Source organism: Xenorhabdus sp. PB62.4, from assembly GCF_014467285.1.
Taxonomy (GTDB): Bacteria; Pseudomonadota; Gammaproteobacteria; order Enterobacterales; family Enterobacteriaceae; genus Xenorhabdus.
Genome location: NZ_NKHR01000003.1, coordinates 309718 through 321730, shown reverse-complemented (window position 1 = coordinate 321730; position 12013 = coordinate 309718). Strand labels below are relative to the sequence as shown.

Annotated in this window: 8 protein-coding genes and 1 pseudogene; 8 read left to right on the top strand and 1 reads right to left on the bottom strand. The window is 41.4% G+C overall.

Features of this window, described 5'->3' with window-relative positions:
• The 8 genes and pseudogenes from Xenpb_RS04695 to Xenpb_RS04660 all read left to right on the top strand — a co-directional run.
• Positions 1-120, top strand: a pseudogene (locus Xenpb_RS04695) (ISAs1 family transposase); the annotation flags it as partial.
• Positions 113-1399 (top strand): DUF4123 domain-containing protein, encoded by a 1287-nt coding sequence (locus Xenpb_RS04690; protein WP_187653290.1) that lies wholly within the window; start codon positions 113-115, stop codon positions 1397-1399. The pseudogene Xenpb_RS04695 and the gene Xenpb_RS04690, both read left to right, overlap by 8 nt.
• Positions 1396-4866: a toxin VasX gene (locus Xenpb_RS04685; RefSeq protein WP_187653289.1), complete on the top strand. Its 3471-nt coding sequence runs from the start codon at positions 1396-1398 to the stop codon at positions 4864-4866. Before Xenpb_RS04690 ends, Xenpb_RS04685 begins: the two co-directional genes overlap by 4 nt.
• Positions 4867-5838 carry a hypothetical protein gene (locus Xenpb_RS04680; protein WP_187653288.1) on the top strand — a complete coding sequence of 324 codons (972 nt, stop codon included), beginning with the start codon at positions 4867-4869 and terminating at the stop codon, positions 5836-5838.
• A gap of 8 nt (positions 5839-5846) precedes the next feature.
• The gene (locus Xenpb_RS04675) at positions 5847-6416 is read left to right on the top strand and encodes a hypothetical protein (protein WP_187653287.1); all 570 of its coding nucleotides are present in this window, start codon (positions 5847-5849) and stop codon (positions 6414-6416) included.
• Positions 6417-6494: 78 nt separating this feature from the next.
• A complete protein-coding gene (locus Xenpb_RS04670; RefSeq protein WP_187653286.1) occupies positions 6495-6818 on the top strand; it encodes a hypothetical protein in 324 nt (107 codons plus the stop codon).
• Positions 6819-6826: 8 nt separating this feature from the next.
• On the top strand, positions 6827-7798 hold the full coding sequence (locus Xenpb_RS04665) for a hypothetical protein (protein WP_187653285.1): 972 nt from the start codon (positions 6827-6829) through the stop codon (positions 7796-7798).
• 8 nt (positions 7799-7806) lie between these two features.
• Positions 7807-8766 (top strand): hypothetical protein, encoded by a 960-nt coding sequence (locus tag Xenpb_RS04660; RefSeq protein ID WP_187653284.1) that lies wholly within the window; start codon positions 7807-7809, stop codon positions 8764-8766.
• Between the two features lie 306 nt (positions 8767-9072).
• On the opposite strand, the gene Xenpb_RS04655 is transcribed toward Xenpb_RS04660, so the two are convergent.
• Positions 9073-11391 (bottom strand): FdhF/YdeP family oxidoreductase, encoded by a 2319-nt coding sequence (locus Xenpb_RS04655; RefSeq protein WP_187653283.1) that lies wholly within the window; start codon positions 11389-11391, stop codon positions 9073-9075.
• Positions 11392-12013: the final 622 nt, after the last annotated feature.

Below are 12013 nucleotides of genomic sequence, written 5' to 3'. Positions count from 1 at the left end.
TTTAATCGAATTGCATTAAATGTGATTAAACAAAATACCAGTATAAAGGACAGTCAGGCCGCTAAACGCCGAAGAGCAATGTGGTCAGCGGAATTCCGTAGTCAGCTTATATTTGATTAAACTTAATGCAAAGTGGAATCCCGCCCTGTATGGCTACCATGGTTCTGGACAACAAAAACCCCGACATTACTGTGCACAAGCCTTAATTCAGGCTAAAAGCCAGCATCAAGCATTGGTTCAACTATCTGATCATATGTTGCACTCATTGCGGGCAGACGAAGGCCAATACGAGAAAATTTTGCCCTTTTTGCAATATCTGGATACCTGCCATCACTTGGAAAAACATCTGATCCTGAATCTTGAACAAGTCAGTGAAACGCAGCCCATCATCGTACTGAATCCGCAGGACATCAGCGAACCACTTCCTGTTGATACCGGTGATTTGGAAATCATCCACTATCCTTGCCCACCCTTTACGGGCGAAAATCCCTTTAACCGATACTGGATCAGTGATGATTTATATCCCCTGCTTTATCAGCAAAGCCAAAACGTAACGAAATACTCCCGCTGCTATATGGTGATTGATGCGGCGGTTTATCATAAACATGCCGGCCACTTTATTGTTCCTTCATTGATGGCTTCCGGATTGCCTTACCGCTGCCTGTTTAAAGGAACGACACAAATTACCCTCGAAGATGCCGCTCCTTATCTGGTCGAACTGACAGGTCATGAGGATAAGGAATTTCTGCGACAGATATTCATCACTCACTATACGCCGGATATCGGGATTTTTATCCATACTGATAGTCAATTCGATGAACTGTATAACCACCTGCGCAAATTTCCTTACTTACAGCAAAAACACAACCAAGAATGGGTATTTTTCCGCTTTTACTACCCACTGACATTGGATTTAACCCTGAAAAGCCTGTCCCGTGGCGCTCTTGCGTCGTTTATGCGGCACATCGGCGTCATTTACGGTTTTAATCATGAAAATCGCCTGATGAAAGCCTGCGTAACAGCAAATATCAGAGAATCCAAACTCGAAACTGTCACGATTAATGACAGAATGAACCTCAATTTTGAACGGTACATGCAGCAAAAATACTTCAACAAAGTTAAAACATTCATCAAAGAGCATGTGCAACAACAGTGTCAAATCCCTGAAGACCGGCTGCTGCCTTTTATTACCCAACAAGCCAATTACGCTTACCTGAACGGATTCACCCTTGAGCTAACGGGGCTTTACTATATTGTGGCGCGTTCTGTCACGGCTAAAAATGAAGTGCTCTGGGATCACGCACTGGAGGCCGTCCTATCTGAACCCTCCAATCAGGAAGCCCGTGCCTACAAACTTCTCAAGGAATGCCTTAACCCGACAACATGGAGCCAGTCATGACCTCTTCAATAACAGACATTAGTGAAAATGCGAACAAATCCGTATCCAGACTGGATATGGGAAGTGCTAAGCACCCGTGTGATGGGAATATTAAGCCTATTTACCCTGTCCGTTATGCCTATGTGAATTTCTTTGGTGCAGAACTGGAGAAACCCGAAGCACCACCTGATATTCACACGCTGATGTCTGCAACAACGCAGAAAGAGAGTAAAGGCTATGCTGCTCGTTTGATGCGTCCGGGTTGGATTTACATTCGAGAAGAAGACAGTATGGAGCATAGGCCGAGTAAAACGGCCTATTTCCATATCTTTAAATACGAACAAAACGGGAAGCAGCAAACCGAGAATTTTAGAAAATTCATCTACCGAAACATGAAAAATGCGCGTGATGGTGTCGTGCCGGAGCCGGGTTTAAATGGCGAAGGATATCCTTTTTTATTTGTCGCGAAAGATGTTTCGAATATTAGCATTGCCTACAGTGAACATCTCTGGCATCCCGATGTGATTGCCCGTATAAATGGGGATTTGGAACTGCGTAAAAAAACCATGCAGTTCATTAATCTTGATGATGACAATCAACCTCATGCTATTGAGGCCAACGAAGCCAATTTCACGAAATTAATTCAGGACTACAAAACCCGTAAGGAACAGTTTACTGCTGTCAAAGCCAAAATTGATGCCAATAATTTCGGTGATCTGGATTTAACCACTCTCAGGATTGATGAGCTGACGACACAGTTATCCTATGAAATGGATGCGGACAAAATTGCTCATGAGATCCGCAATAAGCTCTGTTATCAGGAAAAATCACGGATTGTGATCCTGCATGATCCCGTTGGGCGGCAGAAGGAGATTTTGGAAGCGCATAATATTCTGGATATGATTCAGCAATATAACGCCGAGCGTAATCTCTATCCCTTGACTATTGGGCTGTATGTTGAAGATTTCATTGAAATTAATCATAACACTCCAATAGAAAGACGTGCCATTAAGGAGGCCTTGAATCAAACAGCAGTGAGAACACATTGGCCGCAAATAAAAAATGAACATCTGGAATTTGAAAAACGGCAAGATGCTTTTATCAGTTTATTCAAAGCATTTGCTAGCGCTCCTGCGGTTACTGGACAACTCGGCAGCCTTGACAACTATTTACGATACTTTTTCTTTATCCATGAGCATGAAAATAGAGAGATTTTAGCGGAAAACGATATTCAGGAAACTCACACTTTTGTCGATCTTATTTCTGATATTTTTAATGGATTACAAATGTCCATCACATCGGAAAAAATGCTGGAAGAGCTAATTTCACTCGCTGCTGAAACTTCGGATATATCCAAAACATCCCCCGATGCAGTAACAATCTTATCTGATAGCTTATATGATCCCAATAAACAATCGAACTCGAAAAGAAACGCAATTACAACCGCCACGAGCCAAGCGTCCCCTCAATACAGCACCAATGCCTGGGAAATTGCCGCAACAGGCATGGTAAAAATCCTTACCCATAGTGAAAGCGAAGATATTGCCCCCAAACTCTATCATGATACCAAGGACCTTATTAATAACCCTAACAAACCTGTTCAAAAGTCTAAAAGGTGGCTGAATGAGAAGACGCTGAAAGTAGCTCAATATGTATCAGAAAAATTTTTTGAGATATTCGGCAGAATTTTCGGCAAAGCCGTCGCATTGATGGAAACAGGGGCAATCAAGATAAAAGGCCCCCTGACACATTTAAGTGATGCAGCAATTCGTTTAATCACCAACAAGATTATACCCGTTTTATTAGAACCTTTCGGTATTGCTATTGATTACCGTGCGGGGCTTCATATTACCCTTGAAGAATTTGGGAAAATTCAAGAACGACTAATAAAAATAGCAGGCAAAAAACACTATCCTGGTCAGAAAGAGTCAAGGATGCCTCGATATAATGAACCATTCAGAAAACTGCGTGTATCAGAATCCCTTTTCTATAAAAAGCGGCAGGAGATTACCAAGCCAGGAAAAGCAGAACAGGCATTCGAAAACGCCGTTAAAAAAGCCGGAAATTCTGCGCTAAACGCGGGAATAAAGACAAGTCATGTAGTATCAGAACAAGTCAAATCAGTGGCAACTCAAGCCAACATTGGTATCAAACTTGCCAGAATAACGATCAAAGAAGGCTTTAATACTTCTTTCGATTTTTTCAAAATCGGTACACAAAAAACCACAATCTTACTACAGAAAACTGCGCCAGGCCTGAGCTTGTTTCTTAATGTCAACACAGCAACTTCTGTGGTTATACAATCCCAATTTAGCCAAAACAACCCGTTGGATCAGGATGAACTCAGTAAATCTTACGATATCGTTAAATTTACCGCAGCTCTTATTTCATTAACTGCCGATTTGTTAGTAATCACATCGGACGTCACCAAGCATGCTCACAAATTTATGTCGAAAGCTTCTCCAACTTTGCTAAATAACCTCAAGGGATTTTCAGAAAATCTATCAGATAAACTGAGAATTAAATGGGTAAAAGCAGGTCTTGGTCTCGTAAATATTATGGGTGCCTATGTCGCTTTTATTGATGGTCGTAAGGCTGCATCTCTTAGTAATAAATGGGCAGCATACAGCAATTATGCAGTAGGACTGGGCAGTATAGCATTAGGAGGGGTGAGTGTTGCAGTCGGTATAAAGTCATCATTAATAAGTTCCGCGATTATAGCCGGAGTGACTTTTATGGGATGGGTATTAGTTATTGGTGGATCAATTGGTCTGCTACTTTCCAATCCCTCTGATATGCAAAATCTGCTCCGTAACTGCTTTTGGGGAAACGGGAAAATGTATCCATTTTGGGAAAAAGTTCGACGCCCATCATTTACAAGGCAATTGGAAATAGCCAGAGAAATGAATAATGAAACGGAGTATGCCTTTGATATTGAAAACCAAGAATTTTTGAACTTGTTCTTTATGCCTAACTTAGCCATTGAACGCAAACAGATAAACTACAGTGGCAAACTCAGTAGCATTTATACTTTTAACTTACCAGCTTTCCAACAAGGAAATTCTGATCTCCAATATGCTTTTTATCAAATTCTCCCTAAAAAACCAGTAAATACATGGTCCTCAGGCAATACTGCTCCCGATAAACTTATCCAGCAACACATAGAATCACTTAAAAAGGAACAAAAACATTATGAGGAATTGAGATCTCGCTCTGAAGAAATTGATGGAAAGTTCTATATCTATGATAAAGAACTCACAGAAAGATTTCGTGATGCGTTGAAAACAGCTAAAGCAGAATACAAAAATGGTAGTCTGGAGCTTATTATTACAGTTGAAGATCGGTATCTCTATCCCAATGAAGAAACGGCTGAATTATTTTGGCACTACATTCCATTTGCAGATAGTGTAGTTCCATTGCGTTATCTAATAAACAAAGAAAAACATAAAAAACCTATTATAGGATTTAAAGGTACGGAGTTCCGATAAATGAGCTTATCAAAAAAACTGTTTACCCCCTATTATGATGAAACACCAACTCCACTGATCGACCAGCAGGAATCCCTGCTGGCTATTCCTCTGGAAAAGAAAAGCCATGAAGCACTGCAAAGTTACCTCCCCCTTCATAGCATTGACGATAAGCAATGCACACTGCGTAATCCACAGCGCCTTGTTCGGGTAATGGTGCTATTTCCTCTCCTTATTGCCGTATTGTTTATTTTTCACTATAAAATTGCCGACTTTATCGAACAGAGGGAAAGAGATGAAACAAGTCTCTTAAATTGGGTAGAACTTGTTCGCAAAAAACATGGAGATAATTTTTATCTGCGTAATGATCTCCCTCAACATATGGAAGATGCTCGCTTAGTTGGCAACGATAAAACCATTTCTTTCTGGAAGTATCTCTATTACCGCTACAACTACTTACATGCCAGTACCCAAATTTTAATTGAAGATTTTCTCCTTTTCGGCTCTCTGTCAACTTTCTCTCTAGTGCTGATATACGTCTGCTTTTTCTGGCCATTACAAGCGCCAATATATATTGACCGGAAACGAAAGCTGTTTTTTAGCTGGTACAAAGGCAAGGTCTATGCTGCCCGTTATTCACAAGTGGGTATTTCCTATCAGGCAGGTCCCGGCAAAATCACACAAGTCATGGGGCTGACAATGTATACACTAAATAGCGATAACATACTGATTCACCGTCCTTTTCAACTGTGCCTTGCCTATTTTTCTTTCTGGGGATTCAACACCAAGTTACAACAAGATGAAACCCACGCCTTTATCGTCAAGTACCTGTTACAAGGAAAGGAGGCCGTTGCTGCCACCGACTATAAACGCTTTCCTGCCCTGTTTTTGTGCAAGGATAAGAAACCTGCTGATTTTGATGAACAACTTGAACGTATTTTGGCGGAATTGGATAGGCAGGATAGCGAAAAAATAAATACAACAGAGGGATAAGAAAGCAAATGAGTTTACCAAAAAAAGTCACTGCAACCCTTCATGATGTTATCCCAACGCCACTGATTGACCAGCAGGAATCCCTGCTGGCTGTACCAATGGTGAAAAAAAGTTACGAAGCATTACAAAATTATCTCCCCCTACATAGTATTGACGATAAACAATGTTCTCTGCGCAATACCCAACGACTTGCACGCATAGTTGTGTTTTTTCCTCTACTTATTAGCACGCTCCTGATTTTTTACTACTGTATTAATAGCCTTATAGAATTAAAAGCAAGAAGTGAAGTCAATATATTACGTACTGTCAATAACGTTCGAGAAGAATACGGAGAAGACTTTTATCTTCGCAAAGATCTTCCTGATCATATGGAAAGTGCACGTTTTATTGGTAATGATAAAACAATCTCTTTCTGGAAATACCTCTATTACCGTTATCACTATTTCCATGCCAGCACCAAATTTTTAATTACCGATTTTTTACATTTCAGCTTTTTACTGGTTTTCTCTCTTTATCTGATACATCGGTGCTTTTTCTGGAAGCTGCAAGCTCCCCTTTTTATTGACCGGGATCGCTAACTGTTTTTTAGCTGGCACAAAGGCAAGGTTTATGCGGCCCGTTATTCACAGGTGGGCATTTCTAATCAAACTGACCCAATGAAAATCGTCCATTTGATGGGGCTGGCACTGTATACGCTAGATGATAACAATACGCTGGCGCGTCGTGCTTTCCAAATGTGTCTTTCTTACGGCTCCTTATGGGGATTCAACACCAAGCTACGGCAAGATGAAGCCCATGCCTTTATCGTCAAATACCTATTGCAAGGGAAAGAGGCCGTTGCCGCCACCGACTATAAACGCTTTCCTGCCCTGTTTTTGTGCAAGGATAAAAAACCTGCTGATTTTGATGAACAACTTGAACGTATTTTGGCAGAATTGGATAGGCAGGATAGCGAAAAAATAAATACAACAGAGGGATAAGAAAGCAAATGCGTTTACCAAAAAAAGTCACTGCAACCCTTCATGATGTTATCCCAACACCACTGATCGACCAGCAGGAATCCCTGCTGGCTACACCAATGGTGAAAAAAAGCTACGAAGCATTACAAAGTTATCTTCCCCTGCATAGTATTGACGATAATCAATGTACTCTACGAAATGCACAACGACTTGCACGAATAATTGTGTTTTTTCCTCTTCTTATTGGGATGTTACTGATTTTTTACTATAACATCGTTAGTTTTGTTATTCAGAAAGAAAAAAATGAATCCAATATTATGGATTGGGTTGAGCTTGTTCGCAAAAAATATGGAGAAGACTTTTATCTTCGCAAAGATCTTCCTGATCATATGGAAAGTGCACGTTTTATTGGTAATGATAAAACAATTTCTTTCTGGAAATACCTCTATTACCGTTATCACTATTTCCATGCCAGTACCAAATTTTTAATTACCGATTTTTTACGTTTCAGCTTTTTACTGGTTTTCTCTCTTTATCTGATACATCGGTGCTTTTTCTGGAAGCTGCAAGCTCCCCTTTTTATTGACCGGGATCGCCAACTGTTTTTTAGCTGGTACAAAGGCAAAGTTTATGCGGCCCGTTATTCACAGGTGGGCATTTCTAATCAAACTGACCCAATGAAAATCGTCCATTTGATGGGGCTGGCACTGTATACACTGGATAATAACAATACGCTGGCGCGTCGTGCTTTCCAAATGTGTCTTTCTTACGGCTCCTTATGGGGATTCAACACCAAACTACGGCAAGATGAAGCCCACGCCTTTATCGTCAAATATCTGGTGCAAGGGAAAGAGGCCGTTGCTGCCACCGACTATAAACGCTTTCCTGCCCTGTTTTTGTGCAAAGATAAGAAACCTGCTGATTTTGATGAGCAACTTGAACGTATTTTGGCGGAATTGGATAGGCAGGATAGCGAAAAAATAAATACAACAGAGGGATAAGAAAGCAAATGAGTTTACCAAAAAAAGTCACTACAACCCTTCATGATGTTATCCCAACACCACTGATTGACCAGCAGGAATCCTTGCTGGCTGTACCAATGGTGAAAAAAAGCTACGAAGCATTACAGAGTTATCTTCCACTACATAGTATTGATGATAATCAATGTACTCTGCGCAATCCCCAACGACTTGCACGAACAATCGTATTTTTCCCTCTCCTTATTGGAATATTGATGATTTTTTACAATAGTGTCTCTGATTTTATCGAGCAGAGAAAACACAATGAAGCCTATATTCTAAAATGGGTGGAGCACGTTCGAGAAAAATACGGAGAAAATTTTTACTTACGCAAAGATCTGCCGGATCATATGGAAGATGTTATTTTTATTGGTAATGATAAAACAATTTCTTTCTGGAAATACCTCTATTACCGTTATCACTATTTCCATGCCAGCACCAAATTTTTAATTACCGATTTTCTACATTTCAGCTTCTTACTGGTTTTCTCTCTTTATCTGATACATCGGTGCTTTTTCTGGAAGCTGCAAGCTCCCCTTTTTATTGACCGGGATCGCCAACTGTTTTTTAGCTGGTACAAAGGCAAGGTTTATGCTGCCCGTTATTCACAGGTGGGCATTTCTAATCAAACTGACCCAATGAAAATCGTCCATTTGATGGGGCTGGCACTGTATACGCTGGATGATAACAATACGCTAGCGCGTCGTGCTTTCCAAATGTGTCTTTCTTACGGCTCCTTATGGGGATTCAACACCAAACTACGGCAAGATGAAGCCCATGCCTTTATCGTCAAATATCTGGTGCAAGGGAAAGATGCCGTTGCCGCCACGGACTATAAACGCTTTCCTGCCCTGTTTTTATGCCAGGATAAGAAACCCGCTGATTTTGATGAGCAACTTGAGCGTATTTTGGCGGAATTGGATAGGCAGGATAGCGAAAAAAATAAATAACACGGATGGACTAATGAGTTTGTCAGAAAAATTACGTTACTCGGTACTAGCCTACGGCAGACAGGCCGTCAGTGAGGTCGATTTCGAACGCCCTGAACCCTCGTTTTGGTCAAGCTCATATGGAACGGTCTATCGAGAAGGCTGGACAAATAGGATAACGCCTTCTTTAATTGAGAAAATTCATTTATAACGCGCTTTATCCAGCTCGGTTTTTTAATGAAAATCGTCTTTATTTCCAAAAAACGTATCTCCAAAAACCGAGCCTGAATCGACGTACTGTTAGCGGTTTTTAACCTTCAATCCACCTTATACGAGGCGCTGAGGTTCAGATTGGTTTTGCTCAGTGAGGGATAATTTCACCGGCACAGATTTTGAAGTTGGTGTACCTGTACCATCACCCAAGCTCTCCATTGGAACCAATGGATTGGTTTCTGGATAATAGGCGGCAAGGTTTCCGCGTGGAATGGTGTAAGGAACCAACTTAAAACCAGAAACTTTGCGCTTGATACCATCATTCCATACCGTCTCAATATCAACCAAATCACCGGCCTGATATCCTGATTGAGCAATATCTTCCGGATTCATAAACAGGACTTCCCGCTGACCATAAACGCCACGATAGCGGTCATCCAGACCATAAATAGTCGTGTTGTATTGGTCATGAGAACGCAGAGTCTGCAAGGTGAAAGGCACGTCAGCACCATCAATTTGCGGGAACAATGTTTTTGGTAACGGCGCATGGCTGAATTCCGCTTTTTTGCTCGGTGTGGCAAAACGTAATTCGGCGGCAGCATTACCAAGATAGAAACCACCCGAATGTTCACATTTTTTATTAAAATCATTAAACCCTGGAATGGTCGCTGCAATATGATCACGGATTTTATTGTAATCCCCGGCCAATTCCAGCCAGTTAACTGTCGCTGTATTACCGACTGTAGCATCAGCAATGCCGGCAACAATCGCTGTCTCAGAACGTTGGGTATCAAATAATGGTTTATTGACGCCTTCCGAGGCATGAACCATGCTGAAAGAATCTTCTACCGTCACAAATTGCGAGCCTGTCACCTGAATATCTCGTTCAGTACGGCCCAATGTCGGCAGGATAAGAGCGCCTTGTTTACCGGTAACAAGATGACTCCGGTTTAATTTTGTACTGATGTGTACAGTCAGGTCACAGTGCTTAAGGGCTTCTTCTGTACGTGGGCTATCTGGCGCTGCCGCCGCGAGGTTCCCACCCAACGCAATCAGAACTTTGACTTCATCTCGCAACATAGCACCCAGCGCTTCCACCACATTATGACCGTGGGTACGAGGAGGTTCAAAGCCAAAATAAGCCGCCATACTATCCAAGAATGGTTTGGAAGGTTGCTCATTAATCCCCATTGTCCGGTTACCTTGTACGTTGCTGTGACCACGCACCGGACACAACCCGGCACCGGGTTTACCCAACTGCCCAAACAGTAACTGAAGGTTGACGATTTCACGCACGGTAACTAAAGAGTGTTTATGTTGAGTTATCCCCATTGCCCAAGTGCAGATAACACGTTCAGCATTCTGGTAGATGGTTGCCGCTTCGCGTAATTGTGCTTCCGTCAATCCTGATTGGTTTTCAATAAATGACCATTCAATCGCAGCAACTTCTTGTAAGTAAGTGTCCACACCTTCGGTGTAAGTTGAGATAAATTCCAGATCGAAGATACCTGATTTACCTTCCGCCAGCAGGGCGTTATGCGTTTCCAAAAGCGCTTTAACCATCCCACGCACCGCGGACATATCGCCACCAAGTTTAGGCTGGTAATAACGGTGGCTGATTTCTCCCGCCATTGGCGTGATCACTTCAAGCGGTTTTTGGGGATCAGCGAAACGTTCCAATCCGCGCTCACGCAAAGTGTTAAACGTGACAATACGAGCACCACGTTCAGCAGCGTGCCGTAAACTATGCAGCATCCGTGGGTGGTTTGTACCGGGATTTTGACCAAAAATAAAGATGGCATCAGCGTGATCAAAATCTTGCAGACGAATAGTCCCTTTCCCGACCCCCAGACTTTTCAACATGCCATAGCCACTGGCTTCATGGCACATATTGGAGCAATCAGGGAAGTTATTCGTTCCCAACACACGGCCAAACAATTGATAAAGCCATGAAGCCTCATTACTGGCGCGTCCGGAGGTATACAACTCAAGCTGGTTAGGATCATCCATTGCCTTAATATGGCTGGCGATCAGGGAGAAAGCCTCCTCCCAACTAATTGGTTCATAATGATCTGTCTGTGGGTTATAGCTCATCGGCTCAACAACCCGCCCTTGATATTCAAGGAAGTAATCACTTTGCTGGTAGAGTTTGCTGACACTGTGAGCCGCAAAAAACGCCCGATCAACATGCCGGCGAGTTGCTTCCCAAGTGACTGCTTTCGCGCCATTTTCACAAAAGCTAAACAGACTTTTATTGTCATCTCCCCATGCGCATCCCGGACAATCAAAGCCTCTGGGCTTATTCATGCGCATCAGGTTAACCATATTTTTTAGTACTTGTTTACTGTCAAAGACAAAGCGGGTTGTTGCCTCCAGAGAACCCCAACCACCAGCAGCCGAGTGATAAGGTTTTATTTTTGATTTGAATTTCATAAAAATCTCTATTTTTTGTGCCGTGGTCAACAACACAGACTGGCCACATATTTACCTCTTTATAATCATACTCCTATCCACCTATTATGGTAATTATTCCGTGGTGATATCACGGAAAAACCGAGTTATTGCATGGATGACGTTTCTGCCTTTACCGTTCAGTCCGGCAAATTTTGTTGTTTAATGAATTGTGCAAAACAACATCATCAGAACCAAAAGTGGGATTTGACAAGCACGTAGATAGCGTTCTTCACGATGTTTAGTCACTGTCATAAAATAATATGATGGAGATCGAATATATGCTATCAGAGGTTGAGAAAAACTGTAAATTTTCTAAATGATACGAACATTACAATTAAAGATATTAAAAAAGAAAATAAAACTAAATAATAATACTCAGAATCTATTGGTGTTTTACATTCATAATTCACCTAAGCATCAAAATTACCATACTGGTATAAATAAATCTTTTCATTTTCATGGAGAATTTCAACATAAGAAAATATTAATATGAAATTAATCAATCTTATTCAATAAAGATTGATGTTATTATTTTAATAAGAAATTATTTTAACCGGGTATGATGAGCATTAATATCAATTACTCGTTATGTTCAGCAAGT